Below are 19,018 nucleotides of genomic sequence, written 5' to 3'. Positions count from 1 at the left end.
ACAAACCAGAGGTTTTTCAACCTCTTTCACCGCTGGTAACGCTGGGCGTCCCCGGCAGCGGATGCGTACTTTACGGATTCGCGGCCGGGTTGGCAAGAGGGTTTTGTAAAAAAACTCCAATATTGTTCTGATACCTTATAGCGCCGCTTTAACAGCCCTCTATTAAGAGGACTGGTCAATAGCAGCAATCCCGCTAGATACCAGCGATTCCGAGCTAAGGTCGGCAATGGTTCGCGCTCCTGTCAGCGTCATCGCTACCTTCATCTCTTTCTCAAACAGCTCCAGCAGGTGAGCAACTCCCGCTTCTCCTGCCGTGGCCAATGCATAGATAAACGCACGGCCTATTAATGCAGTATCTGCCCCCATGGCAATCATCCGCACCACATCTAACCCGCTGCGCACCCCAGAGTCGGCCAAAATCGCCAGATCACCTTTAACAGCATCGGCAATGGCGGGTAGCGCTCGCGCGGTAGAAGGCACACCATCTAACTGCCGACCGCCATGATTCGACACCACAATGCCATCGGCACCGAAACGCACCGCATCGCGAGCATCCTCAGGGTCAAGGATACCCTTGATAATCATCGGGCCATCCCAAAACTCACGAATCCACTCAAGATCCTTCCAAGAGATCGCGGGGTCGAAGTTATTGCCAAGCCAGGCAATATAATCCTCAAGCTCTGTGGGCTTACCACGGTAATCAGACACATTGCCCAGATCATGAGGTCGGCCATGCACCCCCACATCCCACGCCCATAAAGGATGCATTGCTGCCTGCAGCATGCGTTTCATAGGGCCATTCTTACCGCTCATACCAGAGTGAGCATCTCGATAGCGCGCCCCAGGCACCGGCATATCGACGGTAAAAATCAGCGTTTTCACACCAGCCTCTTTCGCCCGCTCCAGCACATGCTTCATAAAGCCACGATCTTTCAGCACATAGAGCTGAAACCAAATGGGGCGCTCCACGGCAGCGGCCACTTCAGCAATAGGGCACACCGATACGGTAGATAGTGTAAAAGGTATCCCCTTTTTCGTTGCCGCACGCGCTGCCTGCACTTCACCACGCCTTGCATACATTCCTGCCAAGCCCACAGGGGCCAGGGCAACAGGCATCGCCAGCTTTTCACCAAACAGCTCGGTTTCAAGAGAAAGCGACGACATATCTTTCAGCACCCGCTGGCGCAGCGCGACATCGCGAAGGTCATCGACATTACGTCTTAGCGTATGCTCTGCGTACGAGCCGCCATCAGCATAGTGAAAAAGAAAGGGAGGGAGGCGGCGCTTAGCAGCTTGCCGATAGTCCGTGGAGGCTGAAATGATCATGACAGGCCCTGTGCAATGGAGGCGTTCTTATAAGTAGCCATTAAGAGTAGGCGTTAATTCGCTAACGAGGGTTTTACAATCACGCACACCGTTAACAGCAACACGCATGCGACCAAACCAATATTGGTAATACCAATTTACAAATGATATTCAACAACGTTAATGAGATGCTCGCAGCATGTCAAACGAAGATAATCTTCCAAGCCGCCTTATCGCCTATACTTTAGTTTAAACGGCATACTTAAGCTTAATAGGCATTGCCCATTTATTTTTGCCGCTTGAGCATGTTAACGAAACGCCCTATTATTGGTCTTACCAATTAAGGGAGCACTTATCAATGACCTACCCACCGCTCCGTCAACAGCGCCTCGCCGATGTGATTACGGAACGTCTGGAAGCTATGATTCTGGAAGGTAGCCTTAAGCCAGGCCAACGCTTGCCACCAGAAAGAGAGCTTGCCGAACGCTTTGGCGTTTCACGGCCATCATTACGAGAGGCGATTCAAAAGCTGGCGGCCCGCGGCCTGCTCACCAGTCGCCAGGGCGGCGGCACCTTTGTGAATGAAACGCTCAATAACGGCTACACCGATCCGTTGTTGGAAATGCTCTCCCGCCATAATGAGTTCCATTTAGACCTGCTGGAATTCCGTGACGCCATGGAGGGAATTTCTGCCTACTATGCAGCCCTGCGCTCCACGCCTGCCGATAAAGCCGTGCTTATTCAGCGATTTGAGGAGCTTGATGGTGGCTTTGTGGGGGCTGACCCGGCTCAAGAGGCCAAGCTAGATGCGGCCTTTCACCTAGCTATTGCGGAGGCCGCCCATAACGTTCTGCTGCTTCACACGATCCGAGGCATTTTTCATCTGCTGGAACAGAGCATCGTGGACAATTTGGCGCATCTGTTTGCCAAACCCGACTCACGCACCCAATTGATGAAGCAGCACCGTGCCTTGCTAGATGCCATTTTAGAAGGCCGTGCTGAAGATGCTCGCACCCGCGCCCATGAACACTTGGTGTACGTGGAAGAGGGCCTGCTTGAAATGGCCAGAGCCGAAACCCGCGCCCAGCGTGCATTACGCCGTGCCCAGGGCACCAGCAACCCGGCATGAGCAGTCATCTCAGCCCTACCGCGCGACGCTGGCGTCTGCTATGGCTTATCGCCATTCCCGTTGGGCTACTGCTGTTTATGTGGCAGGCGGCCCAGCTCGCCCGTGAGCAGGCGCTGTCAAATCTTCAGGATGATGCCGAGAACGAGCTACGCCTCTCCGCGGCCAACTTGAACGGCTATCTGCTGCGCTACGACTACCTGCCACAAATGCTCGCCACGCGTGAAGGCGTTCAGCGCTTTTTGGACTCTCCTGATAGCCAAGACCCTATGCCGCTCAACCTGCTGCTGGATCGCTTTCGCTTTACGTCGGGAGTCTCAGATGTCTACTTGCTTGACCGGAATGCCGACACCATTGCCGCCAGCAACTGGCATCGCCCCAACACCTTCATTGGCCAGAACTATTCTTTTCGCAGCTACTATTCGGATGCCATCGCAGGCGGCCAGGGACGATTTTTTGGGTTAGGCATCAAGTCTTTGGAGCGCGGTTACTACTTTTCCTCACCGGTTTGGTTGGATGATACCTCTCCTGATGCTAAGCCGGATGGCGTGATCGTCGTCAAAGTGCTGCTTGATGATGTCGAGGAGAGCTGGGCCGAGCAGGATGCCGAGCTGTTCGTCACCGACAGCGACAACATCATCTTTATGGCCAGCCACCCCGAACTGCGCATGAACGCTCTCTATCCGCTGAGCGACGAGCAGCGCGACGCGCTCCGCGAAACCCGCCGCTATGCCATGGAGCCGCTAACGCCGTCCGGGATTCAATTGAATACCCCATACGGGCCCGGTAGTTACCTAGTGAGCTTTGCGCATGGCCCACTCAGCGGCGGGCGCTATTTAAGCCTAACGCGGCCGATTCCTGAGTTTGGCTGGCAAATGCATATTCTCAAGCCACTGACACCGGTCATGAACGCCCAGTGGATTGCTGCCTTCATGGCGGGAGGACTCTACGGCGTCATCGCCCTAGCAGGGGGCATTGGCTGGCAACGCCTGAGACTACGCCGGGAACGTGAAGCGTTTGCCGAGCGGGAGCGCCAAACGTTAGCCCGCGTGCGAGATGAGCTTGAAGTCAGCGTCGAGCGTCGTACCCGCGACTTAGTCGCCAGCAACCAACGCCTCTCGGATGAAATTGAAGAGCGGCGGCGAGCAGAGGCCAACTTACGCCAAACCCAAGATGAGCTTATTCAAGCCGCTAAGCTCGCCGTGCTTGGGCAATTAGCCGCCGGGATTAACCACGAACTCAACCAACCTTTAGCAGCGATTCGTGCCTATGCTGAAAACGCACGGCGCTTTATTGAGCTCTCGCGGATTGAAAGCGCCGACGCCAACCTAGCGCAAATTGTCGAACTCACTGAACGCATGGCAGATATTAGCGCCCAACTGCGCCAATTCTCACGTAAAAGCAGTGAGCACCAAGAGACCATTTCCGTGCAAGCCTGCATTGAGTACGCGCTACGGCTCTTTCATAGTCGCTTACGCGATGACGGTATTCGTATCGTTCAACAGTGGCCAGAGGAGACACTCTGGGTAGAAGGCGATCTGGTTCGTCTTGAACAGGTGCTTGTGAATTTGATCGGCAACGCTGTTCAGGCAATGAAAGAGATTGATGCGCCTGTTCTAACGCTCAGCGCCCAAGTGGATCACAATCAAGTGGTTATCAGCGTTGCAGATAATGGCCCTGGCATCGCCGCCGATCACCTTGGACATATTTTTGAGCCCTTTTTCACGACCAAGGCCCCCGGTAGCGGGTTAGGGCTAGGACTCTCCATTTCCTCACGTATTATGGAGGACCTTGGGGGCAGGCTGCAGGCTATGAATCAAACGGAAGGAGGTGCCTGCTTCACTATCACCTTGCCACGCTCATCGGCACCAGAGCCGTCTGGCTCCCGCATCGAACAGGAGAATCAAACCCATGCATGAGCCGTCGACGCTGCCGGTCATGGTGATCGACGACGAACCGCATCTGCGTATCACCGCCAGCCAAACGTTAGAACTTGCGGGCTATACGCCCCACTGCTTTGAATCGGCCGAACAGGCGCTGGCCGCTCTACCACCTGATTTCCCAGGCGTGATTGTCAGCGATATCCGCATGCCGGGCATGGGTGGTATGGAGTTGCTGCATGAGCTGCATAGCCGCGACGCCACTTTGCCGATCATCCTGATCACCGGCCATGGCGATATCTCCACCGCCGTGGAGGCGATGCGGGCAGGCGCCTGGGATTTTCTGGAAAAGCCTTTTGCTGGCGACCAGCTGCTGGATGTGGTGAGACGTGGCATCGAAAAGCGCCAGCTAAGCCTTGAGAACCTGCGTTTAAAAGCCGAGCTGGAAGTTCAGCAGGCCGCGCTCGGCCCCCGCCTAGTAGGGCGTACCCAGGTAATCTCCCGGCTTGCCGCGATGATTCAGCGCATCAGCCAAGTCGAAGCCGACGTGCTGCTGTTTGGCGAAACGGGCACCGGCAAAGACTTGGTCGCCCGGGCCATTCACGAGCGCAGCGCCCGGCGTAACAGTCCGTTTATGGCCATCAACTGCGGTGCGGTGCCAGAAAACACCATCGAATCAGAGCTGTTTGGCCATGAGAAAGGCGCGTTTACGGGAGCAGTGGAGCGGCGCATTGGTAAGTTCGAGCATGCCAACGGCGGTACGGTCTTTTTGGATGAGATCGAGTCGATGCCACTGGCCCTGCAGGTAAAGCTGCTGCGCGTGTTGCAAGAGCGTAGCGTGGAGCGCCTAGGGGCCAACGAAGCGGTGCCGCTCAACATTCGGGTCATTGCGGCCACCAAGGTAGATCTTAAAGTCGCCGCTGAAGAGGGCCGCTTTCGCGAGGATCTTTACTACCGACTGAACGTCGTGACGCTACCGCTGCCTGCCCTGCGGGAAAGACGGGAAGATATCCCGCTGCTGTTTCAACACTTTGCCGTGGTCGCCGCCAACCGCAGTGGCCTGGAAGCGCCTACCCTGGATAGCCACGCAGTAGCCGCCCTGCTGGCCCACGACTGGCCGGGAAACGTCCGCGAGCTGCGCAATCTAGCGGAACGCTATGTGCTGTTAGGCGCGGCGTTCGACTACCGCCTGGATGTGCTGCTGGAAGGCGGCTCGGCAGATACGCAAGAACCCACTCTGCCGCGTCAGGTAGAGCTATTCGAGAAGAGCTTGATCAGCCAATCGCTGGCCCGCCACCACGGCCGCGTTACCGATGTCTGCCGCCACTTAGGCATTCCCCGCAAAACCTTTTACGACAAGCTAAAGAAACACGGCCTTAGCGCAGACGACTACCGCCACAGCAGTGAACCTTGATGGAACAGCTCTAGCAGCACGCTCCAAGGCGGCACCCAAGGGGTTAGCACCAACAGCGCAATCAGCATTAATACGTTAGAGAGAGGGCGACGACCATCGCCCAGCTTAAGCGCCGTACCAAACGAGCGCTTAAGTCGCGCCCCTTCCAAGTCAACGCTAAACAGCTCGTCTAGGCTTAGGTGAATAAGGAATCCAAACAACACCGCCGCCCCATGGGACCACGCTAACCACGCTGGCTGGGCCAGCAAATGGTAGCTCAACGCGGCGGTGGCTAACGCACACAGCATTGCCGCCATCAACGAATGCCAAATCCCCCGATGAACAGTCAAGCGCGAAAACAGCACGGACGCTAAATAGCGCACTGAAAAATAGATGCCACCACACGCCACCAGCAGCAACCCAGGGGTTAACCACGGCTGCAGCAACAGCACACCCAGCACCAGCGAAGGCACTGATAAAATATTAAAAATCAGCCGGATAGAGCGAGAACGGTCAGCATCAATGTCGGGGAGAATACCGCCAAAGGCCACCAGGGCAATGACTAGCAGGGCTTGTGGAGCTACCCACCACTGCGCCTGCCAGCCAACGTAAGCCATTAGCGTGCCGCCCGCTGCTGCAACCGTTATATGCGTGCGAAAATTAGCCATGTCGCGGCACCCTAGAAAACTGGATAAATTACCAGATTTTCAGTGCGCGCAACATGGCTATGTTAGAAAAAAGAGTGGTAAGGCAAACGCTTAGCGTGCTTCGGCGGCTTCCATAAGGAACTGATCTTTTAACTTAACGTAATTGCCTGCGGTGTAGGGGAAGAAAGCCCGCTCTTTCTCCTTAAGCTGGCGCAGCGCCTTCGCTGGGTTACCGGCATAAACGTAGCCGCTTTCCAGCCGTTTACCCGGTGTCACCACCGCGCCAGCGGCAATAATCACCTCGTCTTCAACCACTGCGCCATCCATCACAATCGCGCCCATGCCCACCAGAATACGGCTGCCTAGCGTGCAGCCATGCAGGATGGCTTTATGGCCGATAGTGACATCATCGCCAATGGTGAGCGGAAAACCATCGGGGTTGAAGTCACTTGCGTGAGTGATGTGCAGCACGCTGCCATCTTGAACGCTGGTGCGCGCACCGATGGTAATGCGGTGCATATCGCCACGGATCACCGTCATTGGCCAGACTGAGCAGTCATCGCCTAGCGTGACATTGCCAATCACCACGCTGGCGGGATCGATGTAGACACGCTCACCCAACTGCGGCGAGACTCCTTGATACGTTCGTAGGGCACTGCTCATGGCACACTCCTCTAAAGCATTTCACGTTTCGTGACGACGCGGGATGACAGCACTATAGCAACCCACCGAGCAGAACAATAAACGTCAGTGGGATCGACACCCAACGCACAAGATTGCGCCACATGACATAGCCACCATCGCCCACGCCCAGCGCTTTCACGACCAGCGCTTGCGGCATCACCCAGGCGGCAAAGGTAGCAATCAGCAAACCACCCAAGGGCAGGAAAATATCGGGCGGAATACTGCTGACTAGCTCAAAAATATTGCGCCCAAACAGGGGCCTAAACTCGGCCAGCGTCGAGAACGAGAACGCCGACAGCAAGCCCAGAAGCCAGACGCTGATCGCCACCACTGCGGTAGAGATACTGCGCCGCCAGCCCAACCCCTGCAGCGTCGCCACCATGGGCTCGGCAAGGTTAATCGCTGATGTCCAGGTGGCCAGCAACAGCAGTAAGAAAAATACGCTGAGCCAGAGCGAGCCCCACGGCAGCTCTGAAAAGGCGATAGGTAACGTGACAAACATCAGCCCTGGGCCATCGGCAGGGTCCATGCCCTGGGCAAACACCACCGAGAAAATCGCAATGCCCGCCAGCAGCGCCACGCTAATATCCAACACCGCCACGGCAAAGGCCGCCTTCGGCAGGCTCTGCTCATCAGGCATATAAGCCCCGTACGCCATCAGCGCACAGGCACCGACTGCCAGCGTAAAGAAGGCATGGCCCATGGCATGCAACACGACCGCGGGCGTCACGTCCTCGAACGAGGGCAGAAAGAGCCACGACAGCGCGGTACCAAAGCCCGACGTAGTAGTGGCATAAATAGCTAATAACAGCAGCAAACCGTATAGCAGCGGCATCAGCAGGTTATTGAGCCGCTCGAGCCCCTTGGCCACCCCGGCTGCCACCACCGTCATGGTCATGAAGAGGAACAGCGAGTGGTTGAAGATCAGCAGCCCAGGATTCGCCAGAAACGCTTCGAATCCTGCACCGATCTCAGCTGCGCTGGCACCGTTAAAGTTGCCGTTCACCGAGGCCACTAAAAACTCGATCGACCAGCCGGAGACCACCGAGTAAAACGACAAAATACAGAACACGGTGAACGCGCCAAATAACCCCAACCAGCGCCAGTGCCGGGAAGCCCCGGCTTCTGACGCCAGTACCCCCAGCGCCTGCATCGGCCCGCGCCGCCCGGCACGCCCAATCAGGATTTCCGCCATCATCACGGGAATGCCTAACAGCAGCACGAACGCTACGTAAATCAACAGGAAAGCAGCACCGCCGTTCTCTCCCGCCACATAGGGAAAGCGCCAAATATTACCCAGCCCAACCGCAGCACCTGTTACCGCCAAGATAAAGGCCCGTTTCGACCCCCAGCGCTCTAGCGTTTCACTCATTACTTGCTCCTGCCATGGGTGGCACTTATTGGTGACACTTGCATATTACGGATATGGAAAGGCGGCAAGACTAGCAGGCGCCTGCCCCCAGGCCAAACGCTTGCAGCGGGTCAAGCATTGAAACAACGCCTCACTGCCCGCACTGTGTCATCATCAGCGCACGTTTTGTGCGCCCCTAACTTGATTGCTACCGAGGTGCTTATGTCCCGCAACCCGTTGCTAGAGAGCCACGAGCTTCCCCCTTTCGCCGACATTCGTGCCGACCACGTGGTGCCCGCCGTGGAAACGCTGCTCGATGAAAGTCGCGAGGCGATTGATCGCCTCGCCCAACAGGCCGCTGCCACATCCCCAACGTGGGACAACTTTGCCGCACCGCTGGAAGCAGTGAATGACCGTCTTTCCCAAGCTTGGTCGCCGGTGTCGCACCTCAACGGCACCATGAATACCCCTGAGCTGCGCGATGCTTACCAAGCCTGCCTGGAAAAACTCTCTGCATTTGGCACCTGGGTCGGTCAGCACGAAGGGCTGTTCAAAGGCTGGCAGGCGCTAAAAGAGAGCGAGAGCTGGGCAACGTTAACAGGCGCCCAGCAGCGCACGGTGGATAACGCCCTGCGCGATTTCCGTCTGGCAGGGGTCGACTTACCGGCGGATAAGAAGGCTCGTTACGGTGAGATTCAATCCCGTCTTTCCACGCTTTCTAACCAGTTTTCTAATAACGTGCTGGACGCCACCCAGGCATGGCATAAAGATATTCAGAATCGCGAGGCACTGGCAGGCGTTCCTGAGAGCGCCCTGGAAACTCTTAAGGCCCTGGCAGAAGCCAAAGGCGCTGAGGGCTATCGCATTACGCTGGATTTCCCCAGTTTCTTCCCCATCGTCAGCTACGCCGACAGCCGCGAGCTGCGCGAGGAAGTGTATACCGCCTTTGTGACCCGCGCTTCAGACCAGGGCCCCAACGCGGGCAAATTCGACAACGCCCCCATTTTGGAAGAGATTCTGGCCCTGCGTCAGGAACTGGCGCGCCTGCTCGGCTTCGACACCTACGCCGACTACTCGCTAACTACCAAAATGGCAGACTCCCCCGCGCAGGTGCTGGACTTCCTGGAAGACCTCGCCCGCCGCGCCAAGCCGCAAGCGAAGGAGGAGTTTGTCGAGCTGAGTGCCTACGCCCGTGATGAGCTTGGCATCGATTCTCTTAAACCTTGGGATGTCGCTTATGCCAGCGAAAAGCTGCGCGAAGCGCGCTACGATATTTCCCAAGAGCAGCTGCGGCCCTACTTCCCTGCGCCCAGGGTTGTCGACGGCTTATTCCAGGTCGTTGAGCGCCTCTACAACGTTCAAATAGAGCAGGATAAAAGCGCTCCGAGTTACCACGACGACGTCCACTTTTACCGCATCAGCGAGCAGGGCAAACCGATTGCCGGTTTTTACTTAGATCTCTACGCCCGTGAAGGCAAGCGTGGCGGCGCGTGGATGGCTGACTGCCGGGTACGTCGTAAAACCGAGAGCGGCGTGCAGCTACCGGTGGCGTTTTTGACCTGTAACTTCACCGCTCCAGTGGGCGGCAAGCCTGCGCTGCTGACCCATGATGAAGTGACCACGCTGTTCCACGAGTTTGGCCATGGTTTGCACCATATGCTGACCAAGCAAGAGGTGGCAGACGTCTCCGGCATTAATGGCGTCGCCTGGGATGCCGTCGAGCTGCCCAGCCAGTTCATGGAAAACTACTGCTGGGAGCGGGAAGGCCTCGACCTGCTGGCCAAACACATGGATACCGGCGAACCGCTGCCAGACGTTCTGTTCGAGCGTCTGCAAGCGGCGAAAAACTTCCAGTCCGCCATGGGCATGGTGCGTCAGATCGAGTTTTCTCTGTTCGACCTACGCCTCCATCACGAGCTGGAAGCGCCTTCGGCCAGCGATGTTCAGACGCTGCTCGACGACGTGCGTCGCCAAACCTCTGTCGTTCCCGTAGTCGACTTCAACCGCTTCCAAAATAGTTTCAGCCACATCTTTGCAGGCGGCTACGCAGCGGGCTACTACAGCTATAAATGGGCAGAAGTGCTCTCTGCCGATGCCTGGAGCGCCTTTGAAGAAGCCGGGATTTTTGACCCAGACACTGGCCAGCGCTTTCGCGAAGAGATTCTGGAGCAAGGCGGTGCGCGGGATGCCGCCGAGCTATTCCGTGCCTTCCGAGGCCGCGAACCTAGCGTCGAACCGCTGCTGCGCCATAGCGGTATTCGCGCCGCCTAAGCTGGCTATTTTTATCCGGTGCGGCGGCGTTGCCGCCGCACGTTGGGAGTGTATGTATGTCGAGTATTAAACGTTTTATTGCAGGCGTGACCTGCCCCCGCTGTGCCGCCATGGACCGCATTCGTGCGTGGGAGCAGCACGGCATCCGCTACCGTGAATGCGTGAGCTGTGATTTCTTCGAACAGCTGCCCATTGAAGACGAAGCGGCCCCCGAGCTCACTACACGAGTGAATCAGGTGCGTGATGAGCAAAAAATCCAGGATGTGCAACCGGTTCGCATTCTTGACCCAGGTAAAAACAAATAACGCCCCTCTCTAGCGGTGCAGCGGCTGCATCGCTAGGCGCTAGCCCCCTTTGAAAAGTGTGCGAAAAACCGCACACAACCCTATCTAGAGCGTGCGAAAAGCCAGACACTTAATGGCTTTTGCTTTTCAACCAAAGTTGAAGAGCAAATTTTTAATGCATTGATTTTTATATTAAATCGTATATGTGGCACAAGTATCGCTCTATATAAGCTGCTTAATGATGAAGCACTGGCGGTGTTTACACACGCCAGACGATAATCCCAATAACAGCTTAGGAAATCTCGCCATGCGCAATACGATGCCCAAAACTGTCGCTCTGCTCGCAGGCAGCGCGTTACTTGCTGCAGGCACTGCCCATGCGGACCGCTCTGAATGGCCCACTAACTTTACTGTTGGTACGGCAAGTCAAGGCGGCACCTACTTCGTTTATGGCTCTGGCTGGGCGAACTTCATTGCTGAAGAACTAGACGTTTCTGGCGGCGGCGAAGTCACCGGCGGCCCGACCCAAAACTTGGCGCTAGTGCACAGTGGCGACATGGCGTTTGGCCTAACCACTATGGGTCCGGCGTCTGATGCCATCAAAGGCGAAAGCCCGCTGGCACCTGGCCTAGTCATGGACAACGTTTGCGCGCTGTTCCCGATGTATGAAACCCCGTTCTCTATCGCTGCGCTCTCTAGCTCCGGTATTGAATCTATTTCCGACATCCCCGACGGTGCGCGCATCGGTTTCGGCCCGGCGGCGTCTACCTCTGACACCTACTTCCCGGCCATGCTGGAAACCCTGGGCGTAAACTTCGACCGCCGTAATGGCGGCTGGTCTGACCTGGGCGGCCAGCTTCAGGACGGCCTGCTGGACGTTGTCGCCTTCGCTGCGGGCATCCCGATTCCGGCAGTTAGCCAGCTGGAAGTACAAACCGACGTGAACATTATTGAGTTTACCGAAGAAGAGCTGGCGACTGTGCTAGACGCCTTCCCGGTCGCTGAGTTCACCATCCCGGCTAGCACTTACACCACGCTGGAAGAGGATGCTCGCGCCGTTTCCATGTGGAACTTCGCGATTGCTGGCTGTGACCTGCCGGAAGACTTCATCTATGAAGTCACGAAAGCCACGATGGAAAACAATGATCGTATGCGCGACGTACACCGCAGTGCTGAAACCAGCATTCCGGAAAACATCGTGCACAACACGGTACTGCCTTTCCACCCAGGCGCAGCACGCTGGTACGAAGAGAACGGTTACGATATCTCTGACGACATGATCAAGTAAGCTCCACGCACCATCGCGCTGCCCCGCTGCCGACCCTGTCGGGCGGGGCAGCGTTCGCTACTGCCCCCTTTCTCTGCTTTTGCTGTGAGGGTGACCTCTGATGAGTCACAATACCGACCAAGACCCCAACGGCCTCAAGGATGACGCCTTAGCTGCTTCATCAACGCCAGAATCGATTGCTGATGGCGTCGATGAAGAAGTTGTTGAGCCCAACCGCCGCCTGTTCGTTGGCTGGCAGTTCCTATTATTTGCAGCACTGGCGATTGCCTATTCAGGTTTCCACCTGTTTTCACTCAACGTGTACCCCATGGAAACCTGGTCGTTCCGTATCGTACACATCGCCGGTGCATTAATTTTGGGTTACGGGCTGTTTGCCGGTGCCCGCTTTGCTGAAGATGACCAGCAGGCCTCCCCTGCTTGGCTGAAATGGGTGAGCTATGCGCTGCTGGTTCCTGCGGTTTACTCGCTGGTGCAAGTATTCTTGATGCAGCAGGCCATCAACGGCGGTGCCATGCGCATCGACCCGGCCGTGGAAACGCTGCACTTTGGCTATCCGCTAATGGCCACCACGGCGGTTGCCATCGTGCTCTCCTGGTTCTACCGCCAGGCCCGCCACCGTTTTAACCCTGCCGACTTAGTGCTCATGGTGTGTGCACTGGCCAGCGCGGGCTACCTGCTGATGGCGTTTAACACCAACATGCGGATGTCCACCGGCACGTCGTTTGCGCCTCCTGGTATCTCCTGGGCAGCCATCGCGGGCTCGTTGCTGATTCTCGAACTGACTCGCCGTGTGGCAGGTTTGGCGTTGGTCGTCATTTCAGCCGTGTTTCTGACCTACGTCTTTGCAGGCCCCTATTTACCTGGTTTCCTGGGCTACCCTGGCCTGTCGGTCCAGCGCTTTTTTAGTCAGGTCTATACCGATGCGGGCATTCTTGGCCCGACCACGGCGGTCTCGTCCACCTATATCATTCTGTTCATCATTTTTGCCGCGTTCTTGCAGGCCTCCAAAGTGGGCGACTACTTCGTCAACTTCGCCTTTGCAGCGGCAGGTCGTGCCCGTGGCGGCCCGGCGAAAGTGGCCATCTTTGCCTCTGGTTTGATGGGAATGATCAACGGCACGTCGGCTGGTAACGTGGTCTCCACCGGCTCCCTGACTATCCCGCTGATGAAGAAAGTAGGCTACCCCGCTCGTAGCGCAGGGGCGATCGAAGCGGCCGCCTCGACCGGTGGTCAGATCATGCCCCCGATCATGGGCGCAGGTGCGTTCATTATGGCGGAAGTGACCGGTATTCCTTATACCGAAATCGCCATTGCCGCGATTATTCCTGCCATTCTCTACTTTGCTTCTATCTACTTTATGGTCGACTTTGAAGCCGCCCGTAAAGGCATGCGCGGCATGCGCAAAGATGAGATTCCGCTGTTCTCCAAGCTAGTGAAGCAAGTCTACCTGTTCGCACCGATCATCATTTTGATCGTGGCGCTGTTCATGGGCTACTCGGTGATCCGCGCGGGTACGCTGGCCACTGCCTCTGCTGCCGTGGTGAGCTGGATTTCACCCAACAAGATGGGCTTGCGCGCCATTCTAAGAGCGCTGCAGCTAGCCGGCACCATGTCTATTCAGATCATTGCCGTGTGTGCCTGCGCGGGTTTGATTGTGGGCGTGATCTCGCTAACCGGCGTTGGCGCGCGCTTCTCCTCTCTGCTGTTGGGCTTGGCGGGCGTTAGCCAACTGCTGGCGCTGTTCTTCGCCATGCTGATCAGCATTCTGCTGGGAATGGGCATGCCCACCACGGCGGCTTACGCGGTAGCAGCATCGGTCGTGGCACCGGGGTTGATCAACATCGGCATCGAGCCGCTGATTGCTCACTTCTTCGTGTTCTACTTCGCGGTAGTGTCAGCCATTACTCCGCCGGTGGCGCTGGCCTCTTACGCGGCGGCCGGTATCTCTGGGGACAACCCCATGGGCACCTCGGTGGCGTCGTTCAAGATTGGCTTGGCGGCGTTTATCGTGCCGTTCATGTTCTTCTACAGCCCGGCCATGCTGATGGAAGGCTCCGCCATGCAGATCCTGCGCGTTGGCCTCACCGCCACGCTAGGCATTGTGTTGCTCTCGGGCATGGTTCAGAAGTGGTTCTTCGGTCCGGTGAACTTACCCCAGCGCTTAGTGATGCTGGTCGGTGCCATGTTCTTGATCTACGGCGGCATCTACACCGACATCGCGGGCTTAGCGATTGGTACGGTGCTGTTTATCATGCAGCGCAAGCAGCATGGTGGCAAAGGCAAGGCAACGGCAAGCGCTGCGTAAACCGTTACGTTACTAGAGCCAAGCTATGCACTAGCCGGAACCGAGAGGTTCCGGCTTTTTTATGCGCCTAGCACAAGGCGTATGACGCTCAGCGAAGCGTGAACCAGAGCGCTGCGGCCAGCATCGATAGCAGGGTGACAGGCACACCCACTTTAGCGAACTCTATAAACCCAAGGTGGACCCCTTGACGCTTCGCGCCTTCTGCCACAATCAGATTCACCACGCTGCCGATAAGCAGCAGGTTGCCGGCCAGAGTCGACATGACTGCCAGCATGACGAGGGTGGACTCTGACAGTGCAGGGAATAACCCCAACAGCAGCACCACAAAAGGCACGTTGCCAATCACGTTACTGGCCACTAGCGACATACCCGCGATACTCCACGCATCGCTGGGCAGCCCGCCTTCACCGACCAGACTATTCACTACCGCGCTAGCCTCTGGCAGCGATGCCAGGCTCCCCGTGACGATAAACAAGCCCACAAACAGCAGGAGCAGATTCCAATCGACGGCGTGTGTGTAGCGGTGGCTGGCTACCCGGCGCGACATCATCAGCACCAGCGCCACGGCCAGCGCTGCCCACTCTCTGGGTAGCGGTGTCGAGAACAGCACCAACAAGGCAACAGCAGCCAACAGTGGCTTATAGCGAAGGCTTTCTGCCACAGGCGCCGTTGCTAATGGCACCGAAGCTGGGCTACTGAGCCACCAGCGCCGCCGCCAGACGAGCCAGATGACGCTGTAGGTTGTCATCAGCGCAACCAGCGCAGGGACAGCGGCTTGCATGCTGTAATCCCAAAACGCTAAGTCGCCCGCCTGACCAATCAAAATATTCTGCGGGTTGCCTATCAGGCTAGCTGCCGATCCGGCGTTACAGGACATCGCCAGGGCCAACAAAAATGGGCGTGGATCTAAACCCCGCGCCAGCAGGGTCTGGCACAGCAGCGGCGTCAGCGCAAAAGCGACAATATCGTTGACCAGCAGCGCCGATAGCACGCCGCCTAGCAGCACCACGCCGAGTAGCAGCTTGCTGGGCTGCTCCGCATGTTGGGCCATCCACTCTGACAGCTGGTGATACACCCCTGAAAAGCCAAACTGGGCCGACACCAGCATAAGCGCCATCAGCAGCACCAGCGCGCCGATGTCGATATGGCCTGCAATCTCCTCCAGTTGAACGGTGCCGGTCACCAGCAACACACACGCCGCCGCGAGGGCCATCCAAGAGCGGTCTACCTGCAGGCCAGGCAATCGGCCCACTGCCATGCCCAGGTAGGTGAATGCGAACATGGCAGTGATGAGCCACATCGTGAGTGCTCCTTCTCAAAGCGCAAAAAGAGCAGGCATCATACGGTGCTTGCTGATCGCCACAAAGCGCTAAAAACCTGATAGAGACCCATAAAAAAACCGGCCTGCATCGAAGATGCAGGCCGGTATGATCAGCAGGCAAAAGCGTTAGCTCAGGTTATCCACCACCTTCAAGACCGGGGCTGCCTGATTCAGCGTGTAGAAGTGCAGGCCCGGCGCGCCGCCATCCAGCAGGCGTTCACACAGGCGAGTCACTACATCGGTACCGAAGGCCGCAATGGCGTCGCTGTCATCGCCGTAGGCTTCTAGCTGCTTGCGAATCCAGCGGGGAATTTCCGCGCCGCAGGCATCGGAAAACCGCGCCAGCTTGGTGTAGTTGGTAATCGGCATAATGCCGGGAATAATCGGCTGCTCGACGCCCAGCGCCCGCGCTTTATCGACGAAATGGAAATAGGCATCGGCGGTAAAGAAGTACTGGGTAATCGCCATGTTGGCACCCGCATTCATCTTTCGGGCAAAGTTTTCCACATCCTTATCGAGGCTGGGGGCCTGTGGATGAGATTCCGGATACGCCGCTACCGCGATGTCGAAGTGGTCGCCTGTCTCATTGCGAATGAACTCTACCAATTCATTGGCGTAGCGCAGCTCGCCGATACTGGCCATCCCGGAGGGCATGTCACCGCGCAGGGCCACTAGGCTATCGACGCCCTCTTCCCGGTACTGCGCCAGTAAATCGCGCAGCTGGGCCTTTTCGCTGCCGATGCAGGAGAGGTGCGGCGCCGTGGTGATGCCACTTTGGCTAACGGTGCGCACGATATCCCGAGTGCGCGCCTGGGTGGAGCCACCCGCGCCGTAGGTGACCGAGAAGAAACGCGGTTTACGAGCGGCCAGCTCATCACGCACGTGAATTAGCTTCTCCCGACCTGCATCGGTGTTGGGCGGAAAGAATTCAAAGCTAATACCTAACGGATGCTCTTGGCTGCTCATGGTTTGTCCTCGCAGTGCGGTAACGTGATCATTATTTGAGGTATTCTCGCTGCTTCGCCGCGCAGCGGCTAATGAAAGATTCCACGGTCGACCTTCAATTCGGCTCATGTTGGCGCTACCGCGTCTATCAAGGAGGAGAAATGGACTTAGCACCCAGCGCTTTAATGGGCCCGCTGCTTATGCTGTTAGGGTATGTGGGGCTCGGCTTTATTGCCGCCCAACGGTTGAAAATAGACCCGCGCCCGATCGCCACGCTGCTGGTGTACCTAATTGCGCCGCTGACAATTTTTCGCGCGCTGATGAATGGCGGCCCCACCTCAGAGTATTTGGTGCTCACCCTGGCAATGTTTCTGTTGGTCAGCGCCATGGCCCTGGCCGTTCGCTGGGCCACCCAGCACCGCTTTGGCCCGCAGGAAGGCGCGCTGTTGGCGTTCTCTTCTGGCACCGGTAATACCGGCTACTTTGGGCTGCCCGTCGCACTAATTCTGCTGCCGCCGGAAGGGGTGACGCTGTATCTCTTCTGTATGCTGGGCATTAACCTGTATGAGTTCACGGTGGGGTTTTATTTGAGCGCCCGAGGCCACTTCTCGGTACGCCAGAGCTTGGCCAAAATTATTCGTCTGCCGCTGGTCTATGCGTTTCTCTTAGCGCTGCTGCTAAACGCGCTCAACGCCACGCTGCCGGAATCACTGATGAGTTCATTAGCGGTCTTTCCCGCCACCTATACCCTGCTGGGCATGATGATCATTGGCATGACGTTAAGCCAGGTCACCCTCGCCGCGTGGGATACGCGCTTTGTGGCGACCTGCGTGGGCCTGCGCTATTTGCTCTGGCCGCTGGTGATGCTGGGAGCGGTGCTGGTGCTCCAGCAGTTCACGCCACTCGCACCGGAGCTGGCGATGGCACTGCTGCTATTAGGCGTGGTGCCCATGGCCTCGAACGTCGTCGTTGTAGCTATGGAGTTGGGCATTCAGCCGCAGAAAGGTGCTTTAGCGGTACTGACCACCACACTGCTGGCACCGCTGTTGATCCCGCTCTATCTGGGGCTGATGCTGCGGCTCACCGGTCTCGCTTAAAACCCATCGACGCCCGCTTGCTGCAGCTGGCGGGCCATGCGCTGAACATCTGGGTGGCTGAAGAAGGCAACGAGCGCTTCGCCGCGTACCGGGCCAACGCCGGGCACGACTTGCCAATCGGTTCGAGAGTAACCCGCGAGGGTGTACCAATCGCCTAGCCGGGCATCGCCTCCTGGCGGCATCCCCAGCGCCGTTAGCCATGTCGCATAGGGCGCTTGGCGCGCCGTGTCGAACTGTGCCATCAACGCTGCGGCGGTGGTCGCGCCAATACCGTGGGCTTGCTGTAGCTGCTCTGGCGTTAGTGCCAACCAACCCAATAGTTCAGTGACCACACCGGCCTCCATCAGCGCCTGCCAAGTGCCTTCGCCAATCCCTCGCATGCCCAGCTGCTCGCTGAGATAGGTTAAGCGGGCCAGCAGTTGGGCGCTGCATTCTGATGTTCGCTCGGGCGTTAGCGTAAAGCAGCTCAACAGATGGTAGCGCTCGGGCGGTGGGGCGCTTAGGGCGGCTCTTTCACGCGTTTGCCACACCACGCTGTCTACCTGAGGAATCGTCAAGCCCGCCAACGTCACCGCCACGTGGTCACCTGGGCGCACGTCCCACGCCTGCCAGCGCTCCAATGAACCCAGCGACACGCGGCTGATGCGCCGCCCTTCCAGAGTTACTGGGTAGAGCCATAGCAGCGGCGTTACGCGCCCGGTGCGCCCCACCCGAAACTCGACCCCGCGCACCTGAGCTAGCGCCTGCTGAGACGGATACTTCCAGGCCACCGCCCACTCAGGGGGCGATGACGACCAGCTGCGCACGCCAGGGCGATCAGCCTGTTTTAACACCACGCCGTCGGTGGCAAACGGCAGCGGGCCGTTAAACCACCGTTCGCGCCACTCGGCGGCCGCCTCCTGGCCGCTGATCGAGTGGGTGTAATCGGCCGTATCGAAACCCAGCGCCGTCAGTTGTGCCAGCCGTTCGGTCATCTGCGTCGGGCCATCCGGCCAATCCCATACGAATAATCCGATGCGATTCAGCGTCTCTTGGCTTGGGTCGCGCTGCGCCATGGCACCGGCCACGGCACTTCGGGCACCCGAATCTGGCTGGCGTGCCTGCACGTGGTTCTCCAACCG

The 19,018-nt window shown here is 57.7% G+C and carries 15 protein-coding genes; 8 read left to right on the top strand and 7 right to left on the bottom strand.

The window, feature by feature from the left end; all coding sequences use genetic code 11:
• Positions 1-162 precede the first annotated feature (162 nt).
• Positions 163-1,326 (bottom strand): FMN-dependent L-lactate dehydrogenase LldD, encoded by a 1,164-nt coding sequence (lldD, locus tag BIS10_RS10665; protein WP_253505172.1) that lies wholly within the window; start codon positions 1,324-1,326, stop codon positions 163-165.
• A 337-nt stretch (positions 1,327-1,663) separates the two neighbouring features.
• On the opposite strand from lldD, the gene BIS10_RS10660 reads away from it, so the two are divergent.
• Genes BIS10_RS10660 through BIS10_RS10650 form a run of 3 tightly spaced genes read left to right on the top strand, consistent with a single transcriptional unit; the run spans position 1,664 to position 5,725 of the window.
• Positions 1,664-2,434: a GntR family transcriptional regulator gene (locus tag BIS10_RS10660; RefSeq protein WP_253505170.1), complete on the top strand. Its 771-nt coding sequence runs from the start codon at positions 1,664-1,666 to the stop codon at positions 2,432-2,434.
• Complete coding sequence (locus tag BIS10_RS10655) at positions 2,431-4,350, top strand: ATP-binding protein (protein WP_253505168.1); 1,920 nt, start codon at positions 2,431-2,433, stop codon at positions 4,348-4,350. The genes BIS10_RS10660 and BIS10_RS10655 overlap by 4 nt, the downstream gene beginning before the upstream one ends.
• On the top strand, positions 4,343-5,725 hold the full coding sequence (locus tag BIS10_RS10650; protein WP_253505166.1) for a sigma-54 dependent transcriptional regulator: 1,383 nt from the start codon (positions 4,343-4,345) through the stop codon (positions 5,723-5,725). Before BIS10_RS10655 ends, BIS10_RS10650 begins: the two co-directional genes overlap by 8 nt.
• Here the strand turns inward: BIS10_RS10650 and BIS10_RS10645 are convergent.
• From BIS10_RS10645 to BIS10_RS10635, 3 genes are all read right to left on the bottom strand, one after another.
• The gene (locus BIS10_RS10645; protein WP_253505164.1) at positions 5,701-6,372 is read right to left on the bottom strand and encodes a metal-dependent hydrolase; all 672 of its coding nucleotides are present in this window, start codon (positions 6,370-6,372) and stop codon (positions 5,701-5,703) included. The genes BIS10_RS10650 and BIS10_RS10645 overlap by 25 nt on opposite strands.
• Before the next feature lie 90 nt (positions 6,373-6,462).
• The gene (locus BIS10_RS10640; RefSeq protein WP_253505162.1) at positions 6,463-7,014 is read right to left on the bottom strand and encodes a gamma carbonic anhydrase family protein; all 552 of its coding nucleotides are present in this window, start codon (positions 7,012-7,014) and stop codon (positions 6,463-6,465) included.
• Between the two features lie 52 nt (positions 7,015-7,066).
• Positions 7,067-8,407: a sodium-dependent transporter gene (locus tag BIS10_RS10635; RefSeq protein ID WP_253505158.1), complete on the bottom strand. Its 1,341-nt coding sequence runs from the start codon at positions 8,405-8,407 to the stop codon at positions 7,067-7,069.
• Between the two features lie 201 nt (positions 8,408-8,608).
• On the opposite strand from BIS10_RS10635, the gene prlC reads away from it, so the two are divergent.
• The 4 genes from prlC (at position 8,609) to BIS10_RS10615 (ending at position 14,534) form a co-directional block, all read left to right on the top strand.
• On the top strand, positions 8,609-10,657 hold the full coding sequence (gene prlC, locus BIS10_RS10630) for an oligopeptidase A (RefSeq protein WP_253505155.1): 2,049 nt from the start codon (positions 8,609-8,611) through the stop codon (positions 10,655-10,657).
• Positions 10,658-10,713: 56 nt separating this feature from the next.
• Positions 10,714-10,962, top strand: coding sequence for a YheV family putative zinc ribbon protein (locus BIS10_RS10625; protein WP_054641451.1), 249 nt, complete (start codon positions 10,714-10,716; stop codon positions 10,960-10,962).
• Between the two features lie 286 nt (positions 10,963-11,248).
• On the top strand, positions 11,249-12,229 hold the full coding sequence (locus BIS10_RS10620; protein ID WP_253505152.1) for a TAXI family TRAP transporter solute-binding subunit: 981 nt from the start codon (positions 11,249-11,251) through the stop codon (positions 12,227-12,229).
• Positions 12,230-12,329: 100 nt separating this feature from the next.
• Complete coding sequence (locus tag BIS10_RS10615; protein ID WP_253505149.1) at positions 12,330-14,534, top strand: TRAP transporter fused permease subunit; 2,205 nt, start codon at positions 12,330-12,332, stop codon at positions 14,532-14,534.
• 88 nt (positions 14,535-14,622) lie between these two features.
• Here BIS10_RS10615 and BIS10_RS10610 read toward each other — a convergent pair whose 3' ends face one another.
• Together BIS10_RS10610 and metF are read right to left on the bottom strand one after the other, a co-directional pair.
• On the bottom strand, positions 14,623-15,834 hold the full coding sequence (locus BIS10_RS10610; RefSeq protein WP_083023322.1) for an SLC13 family permease: 1,212 nt from the start codon (positions 15,832-15,834) through the stop codon (positions 14,623-14,625).
• Positions 15,835-15,981: 147 nt separating this feature from the next.
• A complete protein-coding gene (metF, locus tag BIS10_RS10605; RefSeq protein WP_253505146.1) occupies positions 15,982-16,821 on the bottom strand; it encodes a methylenetetrahydrofolate reductase [NAD(P)H] in 840 nt (279 codons plus the stop codon).
• A 140-nt stretch (positions 16,822-16,961) separates the two neighbouring features.
• Here metF and BIS10_RS10600 point away from each other — a divergent pair, with 140 nt between their 5' ends.
• On the top strand, positions 16,962-17,897 hold the full coding sequence (locus BIS10_RS10600; RefSeq protein WP_253505143.1) for an AEC family transporter: 936 nt from the start codon (positions 16,962-16,964) through the stop codon (positions 17,895-17,897).
• Here BIS10_RS10600 and BIS10_RS10595 read toward each other — a convergent pair.
• The coding region (locus BIS10_RS10595; RefSeq protein ID WP_253505139.1) for a DNA ligase B at positions 17,894-19,018 on the bottom strand (1,125 nt) is incomplete at its 5' end. The genes BIS10_RS10600 and BIS10_RS10595 overlap by 4 nt on opposite strands.

Source organism: Halomonas sp. 707B3 (assembly GCF_024158645.1).
GTDB classification, from domain to species: Bacteria; Pseudomonadota; Gammaproteobacteria; order Pseudomonadales; family Halomonadaceae; genus Vreelandella; species Vreelandella lionensis.
This window is presented reverse-complemented; position numbering and strand designations above follow the sequence as displayed.